The 17,022-nt window shown below is 65.6% G+C and carries 16 protein-coding genes; all 16 read right to left on the bottom strand.

What is annotated here, in order from left to right; translation table 11 throughout:
* Positions 1-123: 123 nt before the first annotated feature.
* The 16 genes from ACO2RV_RS23435 to nuoG all read right to left on the bottom strand — a co-directional run bounded on the left by ACO2RV_RS23435 (position 124) and on the right by nuoG (position 17,021).
* Positions 124-819, bottom strand: a complete 696-nt coding sequence (locus tag ACO2RV_RS23435; RefSeq protein ID WP_423296626.1) for an ABC transporter ATP-binding protein — start codon at positions 817-819, stop codon at positions 124-126.
* A gap of 9 nt (positions 820-828) precedes the next feature.
* A complete protein-coding gene (locus ACO2RV_RS23440; protein ID WP_423296657.1) occupies positions 829-2,052 on the bottom strand; it encodes a lipoprotein-releasing ABC transporter permease subunit in 1,224 nt (407 codons plus the stop codon).
* A gap of 133 nt (positions 2,053-2,185) precedes the next feature.
* Positions 2,186-3,508 carry a proline--tRNA ligase gene (proS, locus tag ACO2RV_RS23445; RefSeq protein ID WP_423296627.1) on the bottom strand — a complete coding sequence of 441 codons (1,323 nt, stop codon included), beginning with the start codon at positions 3,506-3,508 and terminating at the stop codon, positions 2,186-2,188.
* A gap of 427 nt (positions 3,509-3,935) precedes the next feature.
* Positions 3,936-4,202 carry a DUF1467 family protein gene (locus ACO2RV_RS23450; protein WP_423296628.1) on the bottom strand — a complete coding sequence of 89 codons (267 nt, stop codon included), beginning with the start codon at positions 4,200-4,202 and terminating at the stop codon, positions 3,936-3,938.
* Positions 4,203-4,212: 10 nt separating this feature from the next.
* Positions 4,213-4,617, bottom strand: a complete 405-nt coding sequence (gene mce / locus ACO2RV_RS23455; RefSeq protein WP_423296629.1) for a methylmalonyl-CoA epimerase — start codon at positions 4,615-4,617, stop codon at positions 4,213-4,215.
* 114 nt (positions 4,618-4,731) lie between these two features.
* A complete protein-coding gene (locus ACO2RV_RS23460; RefSeq protein WP_423296630.1) occupies positions 4,732-6,360 on the bottom strand; it encodes a ribonuclease J in 1,629 nt (542 codons plus the stop codon).
* Positions 6,361-6,431: 71 nt separating this feature from the next.
* Positions 6,432-7,190: a biotin--[acetyl-CoA-carboxylase] ligase gene (locus tag ACO2RV_RS23465; RefSeq protein WP_423296631.1), complete on the bottom strand. Its 759-nt coding sequence runs from the start codon at positions 7,188-7,190 to the stop codon at positions 6,432-6,434.
* Between the two features lie 2 nt (positions 7,191-7,192).
* Positions 7,193-8,620 (bottom strand): NADH-quinone oxidoreductase subunit NuoN, encoded by a 1,428-nt coding sequence (gene nuoN, locus ACO2RV_RS23470; protein ID WP_423296632.1) that lies wholly within the window; start codon positions 8,618-8,620, stop codon positions 7,193-7,195.
* Positions 8,621-8,651: 31 nt separating this feature from the next.
* Complete coding sequence (locus tag ACO2RV_RS23475) at positions 8,652-10,166, bottom strand: NADH-quinone oxidoreductase subunit M (RefSeq protein WP_423296633.1); 1,515 nt, start codon at positions 10,164-10,166, stop codon at positions 8,652-8,654.
* Positions 10,166-12,094 (bottom strand): NADH-quinone oxidoreductase subunit L, encoded by a 1,929-nt coding sequence (gene nuoL, locus ACO2RV_RS23480; protein WP_423296634.1) that lies wholly within the window; start codon positions 12,092-12,094, stop codon positions 10,166-10,168. Before nuoL ends, ACO2RV_RS23475 begins: the two co-directional genes overlap by 1 nt.
* 10 nt (positions 12,095-12,104) lie before the next feature.
* Positions 12,105-12,413 (bottom strand): NADH-quinone oxidoreductase subunit NuoK, encoded by a 309-nt coding sequence (nuoK, locus tag ACO2RV_RS23485; RefSeq protein ID WP_423296635.1) that lies wholly within the window; start codon positions 12,411-12,413, stop codon positions 12,105-12,107.
* 3 nt (positions 12,414-12,416) lie between these two features.
* Positions 12,417-13,022 carry an NADH-quinone oxidoreductase subunit J gene (locus ACO2RV_RS23490; protein ID WP_423296636.1) on the bottom strand — a complete coding sequence of 202 codons (606 nt, stop codon included), beginning with the start codon at positions 13,020-13,022 and terminating at the stop codon, positions 12,417-12,419.
* A gap of 108 nt (positions 13,023-13,130) precedes the next feature.
* On the bottom strand, positions 13,131-13,619 hold the full coding sequence (gene nuoI, locus ACO2RV_RS23495; RefSeq protein ID WP_152302253.1) for an NADH-quinone oxidoreductase subunit NuoI: 489 nt from the start codon (positions 13,617-13,619) through the stop codon (positions 13,131-13,133).
* A 10-nt stretch (positions 13,620-13,629) separates the two neighbouring features.
* Positions 13,630-13,893: a hypothetical protein gene (locus ACO2RV_RS23500; protein ID WP_423296637.1), complete on the bottom strand. Its 264-nt coding sequence runs from the start codon at positions 13,891-13,893 to the stop codon at positions 13,630-13,632.
* A gap of 1 nt (position 13,894) precedes the next feature.
* Positions 13,895-14,929, bottom strand: a complete 1,035-nt coding sequence (gene nuoH / locus ACO2RV_RS23505; RefSeq protein ID WP_423296638.1) for an NADH-quinone oxidoreductase subunit NuoH — start codon at positions 14,927-14,929, stop codon at positions 13,895-13,897.
* Between the two features lie 13 nt (positions 14,930-14,942).
* The gene (gene nuoG / locus ACO2RV_RS23510) at positions 14,943-17,021 is read right to left on the bottom strand and encodes an NADH-quinone oxidoreductase subunit NuoG (protein ID WP_423296639.1); all 2,079 of its coding nucleotides are present in this window, start codon (positions 17,019-17,021) and stop codon (positions 14,943-14,945) included.
* Position 17,022: the final 1 nt, after the last annotated feature.

The following is a 17,022-nucleotide window of genomic DNA, read 5'->3' on the forward strand; positions in this document are numbered from 1 at the left end:
GAAGCGGTGCGATCACCGACCACTCGAAATCCGTCAGGTCAAAGCGCGCCATCTCAACCTCCAGGGCTGAGATCAGTGAATCAAAACAATGCTCCGCTGGGAATCCCCTTATGGGTATGTCACCTAGTCCAGCTCGACGACCAGTCCGTCCTGCAGCGTCACCCGGCGGTGCATGCGGTCGGCGAGGGCGAGGTTGTGGGTCGCGATGATCGCGGCCAGCCCCGTCGCTTCCACCAGCTGCGACAGCGCGTGGAACACATGGTCGGCGGTGTGCGGGTCGAGATTGCCGGTCGGCTCGTCCGCCAGCAGCACGCGCGGCGCGTTCGCCACGGCGCGGGCGATGGCGACGCGCTGCTGCTCGCCGCCGGACAGTTCCGCCGGACGATGATCCAGCCGCTTGCCGAGGCCGAGATAGCCGAGCAGTTCCTTCGCGCGGATCGCCGCCTCGCGCTTGGCCAGCCCGCGGATCATCTGCGGCAACATCACATTCTCGAGCGCCGAGAACTCCGGCAGCAGATGGTGGAACTGGTAAACGAAGCCGATGCCGGTGCGGCGGATGCGCGTGCGGTCGGCGTCCGGCAGGCCCGCCGTCCCCTGACCGGCAATGAACACCTCGCCGGCGTCCTGGTGCTCCAGCAGCCCCGCGACGTGCAGAAGGGTCGACTTGCCGGTGCCGGAGGGGGCGACCAACGCGACCGACTGGCCTTCCATCACGCTGAAGTCGACGCCGCACAGAATGTCGAGGGTTCCCTCGCCTTGCACATAGCGGCGCTCGATGCCTTCGAGGCGCAGAACGGCGTCGCGCGAAGCAGCGGCCACGGACGCCCCCTATTCGTAGCGCAGCGCTTCCACCGGATCGAGGCGCGCGGCGCGCCAGGATGGGTAGAGCGGAGCGAGGAAGGAAAGGACCAGCGCCATGACCACGACGGTCGCGGTCTCGCCGGCATTCATCTCCGCCGGCAGGCGGCTGAGGTAATAGAGTTCCGGCGAGAACAGCTCGGTCGCCGTCAGCCAGGAGATGAACTGGCGGATCTCCTCCACATTGAGGCACACGATGAGGCCGAGCAGAAAGCCCGCCAGCGTGCCCACCACGCCGATGGCGGCGCCGGTGACGAGGAAGATGCGCATGATGGCGCCGCGCGTCGCGCCCATGGTGCGCAGGATGCCGATGTCGCGCCCCTTGTCCTTCACCAGCATGTTGAGGCCGGAAATGATGTTGAAGGCCGCCACCACCACGATGAGCGTGAGGATCAGGAACATCACGTTGCGCTCGACCTGCAACGCGTTGAAGAAGGTGGCGTTGCGCTGCCGCCAGTCGACGATGTAGATCGGCCGCCCGGCCGCGTCGTGAACCGCCGCGCGCATGCGCTCCATGTCGTCGGGATTGTCGGTGTAGACCTCGATGGCGGTCACATCGCCGTTCTTGTTGAAATAGGCCTGACTCTCCGTCAGCGGCATGAAGACGAAGGCGCTGTCATATTCCGACATGCCGATCTCGAACACCGCGGCGATCTTGTAGACCTTTATGCGCGGCGTCGTGCCCATGGGCGTCACCGCGCCGCGCGGGGCGACGAGGGTGAGGTTGTCGCCGGCCTGGAGCGAGAGCTGGTCGGCGAGGCGCTTGCCAATGGCAATGCCCGATCCCTCGTCGAAGCCTTCCAGCGTGCCCTGCCGGATATTGGCGCCGATGGAGGGCAACTTGCGCAGGTTCTCCTCGGAGATGCCGCGCACCAGCACGCCGCCGGCGTTGAAGGCGGAGGAGGCCAACGCCTGCCCTTCCACCAGCGGCACGGCAAGCTTGATGCCCGGCACGCCGGCGATGCGCTTGGCGACCTCGTCATAGTCGGTCAGCGGGCTCTCCAGCGGCTGCACCAGGAGATGCCCGTTGAGGCCGAGTATCTTCGACAGCAACTCGGTGCGGAAGCCGTTCATCACCGCCATGACGATGATGAGCGTCGCCACGCCCAGCATGATACCGAGGAAGGAGAAGCCGGCGACGACGGAAATGAAGCCTTCCTTGCGGCGTGCGCGCAGATAGCGCAGCGACAGCATCCACTCATAGGCGCTGAACGGACGCGTGCCGGTCGGCTCGCCGGCGGACTCCGTCGACGGCTGCTTGGCCGGACGCGCGCTGCCCTTGCCTGCCATAGGTGCTCCGGCGCTCGTCGCGCTCATCCGGTGATGCTCATCCAAGGATCCGTGCCAGTGCCGATTCCACGGAAAGCGTCTCGCGCGCGCCGTCAGCCCGGCGCTTCAGTTCGACTGTCCCGGCGGCGAGCCCCTTCGGCCCGACGATGATCTGCCACGGCAGGCCGATCAGGTCGGCGGTGGCGAATTTCGCACCGGCGCGCTCGTCCGTGTCGTCGTAGAGCACATCGACACCCTGCTGGCTCAGCGAGGCGTAGATCGCCTCGCAGGCGGCGTCGGTGGCCGCATCGCCCACCTTGAGGTTGAGCAGGCCGACGCGGAAGGGAGCGATGGCCTCCGGCCAGATGATGCCGTTCTCGTCATGCGAAGCCTCGATGATCGCCGCCGCGAGGCGCGAGGGGCCGATGCCGTAGGAACCCATGTGCACCGGACGCTCGACGCCGTCGGGACCGGTGACCTTCGCGCCCATCGGCTCGGAGTACTTGGTGCCGAAATAGAAGATATGACCCACTTCGATGCCCCGGGCGGAAACCTGCTCGCCCTCGGGAATCGCCCCGAACGCTGCTTCGTCATGCTTCTCTTCCGTGGCCGCATAGAGGCTGGTCCAGCGGTTCACGATGGATTGCAGCTCCGCAGCGTCATCGAAGTTCACGTCCGTTCCGGGTGTCTGCATGCCGAGATAGTCGGAATGGCAGAACACCTGGCTCTCGCCGGTGGAGGCGAGGATGATGAATTCATGGCTGTGGTTGCCACCGATCGGGCCGGTGTCGGCCACCATCGGGATCGCCTTCAGGCCGAGCCGGGCGAAGGTCCGGAGGTAAGCGACGAACATCCTGTTATAGGCGGTGACCGCGCTCTCGAAGTCGAGGTCGATCGAATAGGCATCCTTCATCAGGAACTCGCGCGAACGCATCACGCCGAAGCGCGGACGCACCTCGTCACGGAACTTCCACTGGATATGGTAGAGGTTCAGCGGCAGGTCCTTGTAGGACTTCACATAGGCGCGGACGATCTCGGTGAGCATCTCCTCATTCGTCGGCCCGAACAGCATGTCGCGCTCGTGCCGGTCCTTGATGCGCAGCATCTCCTTGCCGTAGTCGTCATAGCGCCCGCTCTCGCGCCAGAGATCCGCCGACTGGATGGTCGGCATGAGGATCTCGATGGCGCCGGCGCGGTTCTGCTCCTCGCGCACGACGTTGCAGATCTTGTCCAGCACGCGCTTGCCGAGCGGCAGCCAGGCGTAGATCCCGGCGCTCTCCTGCCGGATCATGCCCGCGCGCAGCATGAAGCGGTGCGAGACAATTTCCGCTTCCTTCGGGACTTCACGGAGGATGGGCAGGAAGTAGCGGGACAGGCGCATCGTGAAACTCGCGATTCGGCCGGCTTTGGCGCTCGGCAATACTGGCGGACAGAAACCGGATCAGTCAGCAAAATACAAGCCCTCGCGCCGCCGGGCACGCTCACAGGCACGGAACCTGCCCCAGCGAGAGCTGCGCCGACACGCCGCACGCCCGCCCTATTGCGATGCACCATCGATCTATTGCGACGCAAGGATGACAAGGCCGTCGTTTCTGATCTATGTTGCCGGCCTCTAGAAAGAGGTCCGCCTTTCGCCGCTTGATGCGCGATGCCGGTCCAGGTCTCGGGAGGAATGACGACAAAGAAAGCCCCCTGACGGATGCCGAAACGGCACGGAATCGGGTGCGGGCGTCGAGGTTTAAAAAAGGGCGGGACCACGGTCCCGCCTCTTTTTTTACCTGCTTCACATCAGCGAGAGGCTGGCCGCCTCAATAGGCCTTGAACGGCATCGGGAACATGTCGAGCGTCAGCCGGCCGGTCTCGACCGACCAGGCGAACAGGCCGACGATCACCGCCGCCACCACCGTCGTCACCAGCGCCTTGCGGATCAACAGCGGGCGCATCGGTGCCCCCGGCTCGCTGCCATCCTCCACCGTGCCGGCCTCGTGCTGGGAGCGCACGCCGAAGGGAAGCACGGCGAAGATCACCGTCCACCAGACGATGAAGTAGATCGCGATGTAGGTAGTAACGCCCATCGGCCTTGCCTCACGCTTCCTCGAGTTCGACCAGTGTGCCGAGGAAGTCCTTCGGGTGGAGGAACAGCACCGGCTTGCCATGGGCGCCAATCTTCGGCTCGCCCGAGCCGAGCACGCGCGCACCGGCGGCGACGAGGCTGTCGCGCACGGTGCGGATGTCATCCACCTCGTAGCACAGATGGTGAATGCCGCCGTCCGGATTGCGCTCCAGGAACTTCACGATGGGCGAGCCCTCGCCCAGCACGCCGAGAAGTTCCACCTTGGTGTTGGGGAGGGTGACGAACACCGTATTCACCCCGTGCTCGGGCTGCGGCACGACATCGGACACCTCGGCGCCAAGCGTGTCGCGATAGGTGGCGATCGCCGCATCGAGATCCGGCACGGCGATGGCGACATGGTTGAGACGCCCGATCATAGAAGCACGCTCCCGCTAATTCCCCCGTCCCGGCGCACGCGGCCGGGATGGAGCAGTTGGAGCATGATCGCCCGACGAACGGCATTCGACTTTAGCGACGTGCTCCGAAGCACTTCATACCGTGATCACCAGGACATGGCAGAGCGGCTTCTTGCCCCAGATGGCATTTACCTGGCCGCGCACCGCGCGGGTCAGCGACTCGGCGACGGCGTCGGGATCCCGGCGGCGCTGTTTGGGCAGGCCATCGAGGCAATCGAGGACCGCTTCCTCCACCACATCGTCGATCGGCTTGCCGCCAATGCCGAGCTCAGGCAGGCCGGACAGATCGATCATCGGGTCGCCGACCACTTCGCCCTTGGTGGTCATGGCGACCGCCACGGAGACGAGGCCGGCGAAAGACATACGCCGGCGCTCGGCGACCGCCGGATCGGCGGAATTGATGAGAACGTGGCCATCCTTGTAGAGGCGGCCGACCGGCACTTCCTCGATCACCTCGGCATGAAGCGAGGGATCGGCGCTGATGAGGCGCACCACGTCGCCGTCGACCAGGCGAATGACCTCGCGCACGCCCATGGAGCGGGCGAGGTCGGCGTGTTCGGACAGATGCAGCGGCTCGCCATGCACCGGCACCGAGACCTGCGGGCGCAGCCAGCGATACATCTGCTCCAGCTCGCCGCGGCGAGGATGGCCGGAGACGTGCACCAGGCCGTCACGGTCGGTGATGATCTTCACGCCCTGCAGCACCAGCGCGTTGATGATGCGGTTCACCGCCCGCTCATTGCCGGGAATGGTGCGCGAGGAGAAGATCACATGATCGCCCGGCGACAGCGCGATCTCGGGATGGTCGTCATCGGCGATGCGGGCGAGCGCGGCGCGGGGCTCGCCCTGGCTGCCGGTGAGGATCGCCACCACCTTGTCGCGCGGCAGGAAGCCATAGGCATCGGCCGGGCGGAAGGCCGGCAGGCCGTCCAGCATGCCCTGCTCGCGGGCCACGGAGACGACACGCTCCATCGCGCGGCCGACGAGGACGACCTCGCGCCCGTTCTTGAAGGCGGCTTCGGCGATCGAGCGGACACGCGCGACATTGGAGGCGAAGGTCGTCACCGCGACGCGATGCGGCGCCTGGGCGATCAACTCGCCGAGCACCTGCTGTACATCGGTCTCGGAGGGCGAGACGCCGTCGCGGAACGCATTGGTGGAATCGCAGACGACCGCGCGCACGCCCTCGTCGCCAAGCGCCGTGAAACGCGCCGGGTCGGTCACGTTGCCGACCACCGGCGTCGGATCGATCTTCCAGTCGCCGGTATGCACCACGAGGCCAAGCGGCGTGCGCAGAGCCAGCGCGTGGCTGTCGGGAATGGAATGGGCGACCGGCAGGAACTCGACGTCGAACGGGCCGATGTTCACCCGCCCGCCCGAGGGCACGACATGGAAGGGAATCTTCGGCGCGCCCGGCTCGCCGAGACGACGCGCCTCCGCCAGCGCGTGGGTGAAGGGCGTCGTATAGACCGGGCAGCCGAGCCGCGGCCACAGGTCGAACAGCCCGCCGACATGATCCTCATGGCCGTGGGTGATCACCAGCCCGACAAGATTGCCCTGCTTGCGCTCATGCTCGAGAAAAGCGACGTCGGGCATGATGATGTCGATGCCGGGTATCTCGGGCGGCGCGAAGGAAATGCCGAGATCCACGGCGAGCCATTTGCGCCGGTGCTTCGGGCCGAGGCCGTACAACCCCAGATTCATGCCGATCTCGCCAACGCCCCCGAGGGGCGCGAAAACCAATTCCTCCGGCGTCTTGCTCACTCCACTGCCTTTCAACCCTGAATGCGCGGCGCGGGAAATACGTCGCCTGCGCTTATCGTTTCACGTCCCCCATCGGGGAGCCGCAGTACCATGGCGCCGGAAATATCCAGCGCCTCGAACACACCATGCGTCTCGCGCTCGCCCAGACGCACCGTCACCGGGCGCCCGAGCCCCGGCGCGCGCCGCACCCATTCCGCGCGGGTCTCGTCGAAGCCCCTGCCCTCTGCCCACTCGCGCAACCGGTCGAGCATCGCCGTATCCAGCGCCGCCAGCAATCCGGCGGGCTCGGTGGGATAACCTGCGGCGGCGAGGTCGGTCGTTGGATAGGGCGTATCGGCCGGATGATGCGCGCAGTTTACCCCGAAACCGATCACCGTCACGTTGCGCCCGTCCGGCAGCACCGTGCCCTCGATGAGGATGCCCGCAAGCTTGGCCCCGTCGATCAACACGTCATTCGGCCATTTGAGACCGATGCGCAAGGGATCAATGCCGGTCACGGCGCGCACGGCATCATAAAGCGCGAGCGAAGCGACGAAACACAGTTCGGGAAGCCGGGCGGAAGGCGCCGCCCCGACCAGCCGCAGCGATGCGTAGAGATTGCCCGGCCCGGAATGCCAGTAGCGGCCCCGCCGACCGCGCCCTGCGGTCTGGCGGGCGGCGGCGAACCAGAGCGGCGCGGCCCCGCCGGGAGGCCACGCCAGCGCCTCGGCGTTGGTGGAGCCGACCGCCTCGTAGCGTATGACCGGGGTCGCCCGCGGCAGCTCCGCCATTCTCAGAAGAGTGCCCGTGCCGCGACGCTGGCCGCCGCCAGCAGCGGCGCCGGGTAGACGAACAGCAGCAGCGTGAACAGGCCGGAGATCGCCAACACCGCACGCAGCTCAGTCGGCATCGGCTGAAACGCCTCGGCCGGCTCGTCAAAATACATCACCTTGACGATGCGCAGATAATAGAAGGCGCCCACCACGCTCGCCAGCACGCCGATGACCGCGAGGCCATAGAGGCCCGCCTCGATGGCGGCGAGGAACACGTAGTATTTCGCCAGGAAGCCCGCGAGCGGGGGAATGCCGGCCAGCGAGAACATCAGCACGGCGAGCATGAACGCCTTCACCGGGCTGGTGCGGGCAAGGCCGGCGAGATCCTCATAATTCTCGACGATCCCGTCCTTGCGCCGCATGGAGAGGATGCAAGCGAAGGTGCCGAGCGTCATGGCGACATAGATGGCGAGATAGACGAGGACGCCGCGCACGCCCTGCTCGGTGCCGGCGGCCAGACCGACCAGCGCGTAGCCCATATGGCCGATGGAGGAATAGGCCATGAGTCGCTTGATATTGCGCTGACCGATCGCTGCGAAGGAGCCGAGCACCATCGAGGCGATCGACACGAACACGACGATCTGCTGCCACTGATGCGCGACATGCGGCAGCGCCTCCGTGGCGAAGCGCACGAAGACCGCCATGGCCGCCACCTTGGGTGCTGTGGCGAAGAACGCCGTCACCGGCGCCGGCGCACCCTCATAGACGTCGGGCGTCCACATGTGGAACGGCACCGCCGACACCTTGAAGCACAGGCCGGCGAAGACGAACACGATGCCGAAGATCAGGCCGAGAGAGGGCTCGCGGGCCGCCTCGGCGATCCGCACGAAATTGATCGAGCCGGTGAAGCCGTAGATCAGCGAAGCGCCATAGAGCAGCATGCCGGACGACAGCGCACCGAGCACGAAGTACTTCAGGCCCGCCTCGGTGGAGCGCACCGACTCGCGGTTGTTCGCCGCGATCACATAGAGCGCGAGGCTCATCAGCTCGAGGCCCATATAGAGCGCCAGCAGATCGCCCGCCGAGATCAGCATCATCATGCCAAGCGTCGACAACAGCACGAGGATGGCGAACTCGAAGCGGCTCTGCTTCTCCCGCTTCAGCCAGTCCACCGACATGGCCAGCGTGCCGCCGGCGCCCAGCAGCGCCAGCACCTTGAGGAAGCGCGCATAGGCGTCGACCTGGAAGCTGCCGCCGAACAGCACCGCTTCGTCAGGTCCGAGAATGACCAGCACCAGCGCGGCGAACAGCGCCGCGAGCGCCACACCGTTGACCGTGTCGGTCGACTTCGGCCCGACAATGGCGCCGAACAGGATCAGCACGATGGCGGTGACGGCCAGCAGCAGTTCCGGCAGCGCGGGGCCGAGCGCAGAAAGGGTAAAGGTCATGAGCGAGGCTCCGCGAGGGTCATGTATCGGATCAAGGCAGCACCAGACTGGCGGCCTTGATGGCGCCGGCCGCCACATCCGCGCGGGCCACGATCGCGCTCACCGCGACGTTGCACGCATCCAGAATGGGCTGCGGCCACACGCCGAACAGCACGGTGAAGAAGAGCAGCGGGATCAGCGAGGCGAGTTCGCGGCTGTTGACGTCCAGAATGCCCTTGAGGCTTTCCTTCTCCAGCGGCCCGAAGATCACGCGGCGATAGAGCCACAGCGCGTAGGCCGCCGACAGGATGACGCCGGTCGTGGCGAAGAACGCCACCCAGCTGTTGCGCCCGAAGGTCGCCAGCAGCGTCAGGAATTCGCCGATGAAGCCCGATGTGCCCGGCAGGCCGACATTGGCCATGGTGAAGACCATGAACACCGTCGCGTAGATCGGCATCCGGTGCACGAGCCCGCCATAGGCGGCGATCTCGCGGGTATGCATGCGGTCATAGACGACGCCGACGCAAAGGAACAGCGCGCCCGACACGAAGCCGTGGCTGACCATCTGGAACACCGCGCCCTGGATGCCTTCCTGGGTCAGGGTGAAGATGCCCATGGTCACGTAGCCCATATGGGCGATGGACGAATAGGCGATCAGCTTCTTGATGTCCTCCTGCATCAGCGCGACCAGCGAGGTGTAGATGATCGCGATGACCGAGAGCGTGAAGACGAAGGGCGCGAAATAGGCCGAGGCGTCCGGGAACATCGGCAGGCTGAAGCGCAGCAGGCCGTAGCCGCCCATCTTCAGCATGATGGCCGCCAGGATGACCGAGCCGGCGGTGGGCGCCTCGACATGCGCGTCGGGCAGCCAGGTGTGCACCGGCCACATCGGCATCTTCACCGCGAAGGAGGTGAAGAAGGCGAGCCATAGCCAGGTCTGCATGCCGGCGGGGAAGCCGAAGGTCAGCAGCTTGGTGATGTCGGTCGTGCCGGCCTGCCAGTACATGGCCATGATGGCGAGCATCATCAGCACCGAGCCGGCCAGCGTGTAGAGGAAGAACTTGAACGTCGCGTAGACGCGCCGCTTGCCGCCCCAGACGCCGATGATGACGAACATCGGGATCAGGCCGCCTTCGAAGAAGATGTAAAACTGCAGCAGGTCCAGCGACGCGAAGGTGCCGATCATCAGCGTCTCGAGCACCAGGAAGCAGATCATGTACTCCTTGACGCGCACATGGATCGATTCCCAGCTCGCCAGGATGCACATCGGCATCAGCAGCGTGGTGAGCAGCACGAAGGGCAGCGAGATGCCGTCCACGCCCATGCGATAGGCCGCGATCTCGCCGAGCCAAGGCTTCTGCTCGACGAACTGGAAGTCGTGCAGCGCCGGATCGAAACCCAGGAGCAGCAGCAGCGAGATGATGAAGGTGACGAGGGTCGCCCACAGGGCCACCCAGCGGGCGTTGCGCTGCGCCACCTCGTCGTCGCCGTGGATCATCAGGACAATGAGCAGCGCGCCGACGAGGGGCAGGAAGGTGACGACGGAGAGAATGGGCCAGTCGTACATCAGTGCGCGCCCCCGAACATGAACCAGGTGATGAGGGCCGCGACGCCCACGAGCATCACGAACGCGTAGTGGTAGAGGTAGCCGGTCTGCAGGCGCACGACGCGGTTGGTGACGTCGATCACCCGCGCCGAGACACCGTTAGGTCCGTAGCCGTCAATGACGCGGATGTCGCCCTGCTTCCACAGAAAGTTGCCGATCCACTTCGTGGGCCGCACGAACAGGAAGTCGTAGAGCTCGTCAAAGTACCACTTGTTGAGCAGGAAGCGGTACAGCAGGTCGTTCCGCTTCGCGAGCGCCTTCGGCACCGCCGGGCTGGAGACATACATCCAGTAGGCGACGATGAAGCCGAGCACCATCATCACCGTGGGCGACCACTTGGCCCAGGCCGGGATGTGGTGGATCTCCTCGAGGATCTTGTTGTCCGGCCCCATGAAGATGGCCTCGCGGAAGAAGCTCTCCACGTCGTGGCCGACGAAGTAGGGGTAGAGGATCACGCCGGCGAACAGTGCACCGAGAGAAAGCACGCCCAGTGGAATCAGCATGGTGAGCGGCGATTCGTGCGCATGCTCATAGTGATGATGATCATGCGGCCTCCCGTGGAAGGTCATGAACATCTGCCGCCAGGTGTAGAACGAGGTCAGCGCTGCCGCCGCCACCGTGAGGGTGAAGGCATAGGTCGAGAAGATGCTGTGGCTCATGAACGCGGTCTCGATGATCGCGTCCTTGGAGAAATAGCCGGCGGTGAAGGGGAAACCGGTCAGCGCGAGGCCGCCGATCAGCATGGTGGCGTAGGTGAACGGGATCTTCCGCCACAGGCCGCCCATGTGCCGCATGTCCTGCTCATGGTGCATCGCATGGATGACCGAGCCGGCGGCAAGGAACAGCAGTGCCTTGAAGAAGCCGTGCGTCAGCAGGTGGAAAATGCCGACCGAATAGGCTCCGGCGCCGAGCGCGGTGAACATGTAGCCGAGCTGCGAGCAGGTCGAGTAGGCGATCACGCGCTTGATGTCGTTCTGCACGCAGCCGACCGTCGCCGCGAAGAAGGCGGTCGAGGCGCCGACGAACATGACGACGTTGAGCGCGGTCGGCGACAATTCGAATAGCGGCGACAGGCGCGCCACCATGAAGACGCCGGCAGTGACCATGGTCGCCGCATGGATGAGCGCGGAGACCGGGGTCGGGCCTTCCATCGCGTCCGGCAGCCAGGTGTGCAGGCCGAGCTGGGCCGACTTGCCCATCGCACCGACGAACAGCAGCAGGCAGATGATGGTCGGGGCGTGCCAGTCGATGCCGATGAAATGGATGGTCTTGTCCATCAGCGAGGGAGCGGTGGCGAACACCTGCTCGAAGCCGACCGAACCCGTCATCATGAACACGGCGAAGATGCCGAGCGCGAAGCCGAAATCGCCGACGCGGTTGACGATGAAGGCCTTCATCGCCGCCGCGCAGGCCGACGGCTTGTCGTACCAGAAGCCGATGAGCAGGTAGGAGGCGAGGCCCACCCCTTCCCAGCCGAAGAACATCTGCACCAGGTTGTCGCTCGTCACCAGCATCAGCATGGCGAAGGTGAACAGCGAGAGATAAGCGAAGAAGCGCGGCCGGCTCGGATCCTCGTGCATGTACCCCATGGAATAGAGGTGCACGAGCGAGGAGACCGTGGTCACAAGGATCAGCATCACTGCCGTCAGCGTGTCGACACGGATCGCCCATTTCACGTCGAGCCCGCCCGACGACATCCAGGTGAACAGCTCGACCGTGCCGTCATGCCCGCCGAACGCCGTCTGGAAGAAGACGATCCAAGAGAAGAAGGCAGAGACGAAGAGCAGTCCCGTGGTGACGAGCTCGGAGGCACGCGCGCCGATCAGCCGGCCGAACAGGCCGGCGATCAGGAAGCCGATGAGAGGGAGGAAGACGATCGCCTGATACATGATGGCTTCCTCAGCCCTTCATCGTGTTGATGTCCTCGACGGCGATCGAACCGCGGTTGCGGTAGAACACCACGAGGATGGCGAGGCCGATGGCGGCCTCGGCGGCGGCGACCGTCAGCACGAACAGCGCGAAGATCTGTCCGGTGATGTTGCCCAGGAATGCCGAGAAGGCGACGAAGTTGATGTTCACCGCGAGCAGGATCAGCTCGATCGACATCAGGATGACGATGACGTTCTTCCGGTTGAGGAAGATGCCGAGGGTACCGAGCGTGAACAGGATCGCCGCCACGGTCAGATAGTGCGCGAGACCGATGACCATGACTCAGAGCCCCTTGCCGGAGGGCACCTTGACGACGTCGATCGCCATCGCCTTGGTGCGCGCGTTCTGGACCGGGATGCTCTGGCGCTTGACGTTCTCCTTGTGGCGGAGCGTCAGCACAATGGCGCCGATCATGGCGACCAGCAGGACGAGGCCGGCGGTCTGGAAGAAGTAGACATAGTCGGTGTAGAGCACGCGGCCGATCTGCACCGTGTTCGACACATCCGACGCGGTGGTGAGCACGGCGCCGGTGACGCCCTCGCCGAAGGTCCAGGAGCCGAACACCAGCACCAGCTCGGCGAGGAACACGAGGCCGACCAGCGCGCCGATCGGCAGGTACTGCAGGAAGCCCTGGCGCAGCTCGACGAAATCGACGTCGAGCATCATCACTACGAACAGGAACAGCACCGCGACCGCGCCGACATAGACGACGACCAGCAGCATCGCCAGGAACTCGGCCCCGATCAGGATGAACAGGCCGGAGGCGTTCACGAAGGTCAGGATGAGGAACAGCACGGAGTGAACCGGGTTCCTCGACGCGATGACCATGAAGGCCGAGGCGACAGCAACCCCGGCGAAAAGATAGAAGAACAGCGCGGCGAGGCTCATGCCCGGCACCCCCCAGTCGTCCCCGCGCCCGACGTCCCGGCATTCCCGGCGCCGAGGGCCTTAGCGGCGTGCATCATTGTGGTCTTCACGTCGTTTTCCCCTGCACGCTCAGCGATACGGCGCGTCCAGCGCGATGTTGCGCGCGATCTCCCGCTCCCAGCGGTCGCCATTCGCGAGCAGCTTGGCCTTGTCGTAGTAGAGTTCCTCGCGCGTCTCAGTGGCGAACTCGAAGTTCGGCCCCTCGACGATGGCATCGACCGGGCAAGCCTCCTGGCAGAAGCCGCAATAGATGCACTTCACCATGTCGATGTCGTAACGGGTGGTACGGCGCGTGCCGTCGTTGCGGCGCGGACCGGCCTCGATGGTGATGGCCTGCGCCGGACAGATCGCCTCGCACAGCTTGCAGGCGATGCAGCGCTCTTCCCCGTTGGGATAGCGGCGCAGCGCGTGCTCGCCGCGGAAGCGCGGCGACACCGGGCCCTTCTCGAACGGGTAGTTCAGCGTCGCCTTCGGCTTGAAGAAATAGCGCATAGCCAGGAAGAACGCCGAGACGAACTCGGTGAGCAGCAGCTGGCGTGCGGCCAGATCCAATCTCATGTCGCTCTCCTCAATCGGCCATGGCCGCGGCGAGGCCGAAGCCCACCAGCGGCATCGAGACGGCGAACACCCGGATCACCGTCTTCCACCACGAAATCACACCCTCGAGCTGATCGGCACTCAGCTTCCGGGCTTCCCTCGAACCGCGGATTGACGTTTCGACCACCCGCGGCAGAACAAACCATTCCAGCGCGCCGAAGATCGCTCCGGCGAGCGCCCCCACCCAGCCGATGGCGGAGGCTTCCATCAGGGCCGCGAGTGTGCCCTCGTTCATGTCAGCCTCCCCCGGTCGCCAGCCCGCCGAAGTGCAGCACGCTGGCCACCAGCACGACCATGAACAGCGAGATCGGCAGGAACACCTTCCAACCAAGCCGCATGAGCTGATCGTAGCGGTAGCGCGGAACCATCGCCTTCACCATGGCGAACATGAAGAAGACCAGCAGCACCTTGAGCAGGAACCAGATGATGCCCGGCACCCAGGTGAAGGGTGCGATCGCCACCGGCGGCAGCCACCCGCCCATGAACAGGATGGCGGTGAGCGCGCACATGGTCATGATCGCCACATACTCGCCGAGCATGAACATCATGTACGGGGTCGAGCCGTACTCCACCATGAAGCCCGCGACCAGCTCCGATTCCGCTTCGCCCAGATCGAAGGGCGGGCGGTTCGTCTCGGCCAGCGCCGAGATGAAGAAGATCACGAACATCGGGAACAGCGGCAGCCAGTACCAGCCGAAGATGCCGTAGGGCGTGTTCTGCGCCTCGACGATGGCCGACAGGTTCAGCGAGCCGGCGCACATCAGCACGGTGACGATGACGAAGCCGATCGAGACCTCGTAGGACACCATCTGCGCCGCCGCGCGCAGCGCCGACAGGAAGGGGTACTTCGAGTTCGAGGCCCAGCCGGCCATGATGGTGCCGTACACGCCGAGCGACGAGATGGCGAAGATGTAGAGCACGCCGACATTGATGTCGGCCACCACCCAGCCGGCGTCCAGCGGCACCACGGCCCAGGCGGCGAGCGCCAGCAGGCAGGTCACGAAGGGCGCGAGCAGGAACACGCCCTTGTTCGAGCCGTCCGGGATTACCGGCTCCTTCAGCACGAACTTGATCAGGTCGGCGAAGGACTGGAACAGGCCGAACGGCCCCACCACGTTCGGGCCGCGGCGCAGCTGCACCGCCGCCCAGATCTTGCGGTCGGCGAGCAGCACGTAAGCGACGACGATCAGCAGGCCGACCAGCAGTGCAAGACTCTGCGCGAGGATGATGGCGACCTGAATGACGGTGTCGAGCCAGCTTGTATTGGTCATGCTCTCCCTCCCCTCACTCTGCCGCCGCCGCGAGGCGGCTTTGGGCGAGCGCAGAGCATTCGGCCATCACAGCGGAGGCGCGGGCGATGGGATTGGTCAGGTAGAAGTCGGAAACGGCGGCGCGGAACGGCGCGCGGTCCGGCGCGGCACCAGGCCCCGCCAGCGCGATCACCGCCGCCGGATCGGCCGGCTCGACATGGTCGATACGGGCGAGATGCGGGTGGCTCGCATAGAGCGCCGCGCGCAGCTGGCCGAGCGTGTCGAAGGGCAGCCGCTTGCCGAGGATGTCCGACAGCGCGCGCAGCACCGCCCAGTCCTCGCGCGCCTCACCCGGCGGGAAGCCGGCGCGGTTGGCGATCTGCACCCGGCCTTCCGTGTTCACATAGGTGCCGGACTTCTCGGTATAGGCCGCACCCGGCAGGATGACGTCGGCGCGGTGGGCGCCACGGTCGCCATGCGTGCCGATATAGACCACGAAGGCACCCGGAGCGATGTCGATCTCGTCTGCGCCAAGCGCGAAGACTACATCAGTGCCACCCGGATTGGTCATCGCCACGGCGTCGAGACCGCCCTCGCCCGGCACCGCGCCGATGTCGAGCGCGCCGACGCGGGAAGCCGCCGTGTGCAGCACCGAGAAGCCGTTCCAGCCATCCCTCACCGCGCCGACCGACACCGCGAGCCGCGCCGCCAGCGCCAACACCGCTGCGCCATCCGGCCGCGCCAGCGCGCCCTGCCCGACGAGGATCAGCGGACGCTGCGCATTCTTCAGCGTCGCCGCGAAGGTGCCGTCGCCAACAAGGTCGGTCAGCGTGTCGGGACCGGCGCCGAGATAGTCATAGGGATAGGTCAGGTCGACATGCTCGCCGACCAGCCCGATGGGGAAATTGCCCGCCAGCCAGCGCTTGCGGATGCGGGCATTGAGCACGCTCGCCTCAAGGCGCGGATTGGAGCCGATGATCAGCAGCGCATCCGCCTGCTCGATGCCGGCGATGGTCGCGTTGAACACGTAGCTGGCGCGGCCGAGCGCGGGATCGAGCTTCACCCCGTCCTGCCGCGCGTCGATGTTCGCCGAACCGAGCGAGGCCAGCAGCGTCTTGAGCGCGAAGATCTCTTCCACCGTGGCGAGATCGCCGATGAGGCCGCCGATGCGGTTGCCCGGCACACCCTTCACCTTGGCGGCGATGGCGGCGAAGGCCTCCGGCCAGCCCGCCGGCTTCAGCTTGCCGTTCACGCGCACATAGGGGCGGTCGAGGCGCTGGGTCTTGAGGCCGTCCCAGATGTAGCGGGTCTTGTCGGAAATCCACTCCTCGTTCACGTCCTCATTCAGACGCGGGAGGACGCGCATGACCTCGCGGCCGCGCGTATCGACGCGGATATTGGAGCCGACAGCGTCCATCACGTCGATGGATTCGGTCTTCACCAGCTCCCACGGACGGGCGTGGAACTCATAGGGGCGCTGGGTCAGCGCGCCGACCGGGCAAAGATCGGCGACATTGCCCTGAAGCTCGGACGACAGCGCCGCCTCGAGATAGGTGGTGATCTCCATGTCCTCGCCGCGGCCGATGGCGCCGAGCTCGGCCACGCCCGCCACCTCGGTGGTGAAGCGCACGCAGCGGGTGCACTGGATGCACCGGGTCATAGAGGTCTTGATCAGCGGGCCGATATACTTGTCCTCGACCGCACGCTTGTTCTCGGCATAACGGGAGGTGTCCACGCCATAGGCCATGGCCTGGTCCTGCAGGTCGCACTCGCCGCCCTGATCGCAGATCGGGCAATCCAGTGGGTGGTTGATGAGCAGGAACTCCATCACCCCTTCGCGCGCCTTCTTCACCATGGGGCTCTTGGTGAGCACCACGGGCGGCTCGCCATTCGGGCCGGGGCGCAGGTCGCGCACATTCATGGCGCAGCTCGCCGTCGGCTTGGGCGGACCGCCCTTCACTTCGACGAGGCACATGCGGCAATTGCCGGCGATGGAGAGGCGCTCATGGAAGCAGAAGCGCGGAATCTCTGCGCCGGCCGCCTCGCACGCCTGCAACAGCGTGTATTCGGCGGGAACCTCGACCTCGATGTCGTCGACGATGATCTTGGCCATG

Origin of the sequence: Ancylobacter sp. VNQ12, assembly GCF_049445835.1 — a bacterium.
Lineage (GTDB): Bacteria > Pseudomonadota > Alphaproteobacteria > Rhizobiales > Xanthobacteraceae > Ancylobacter.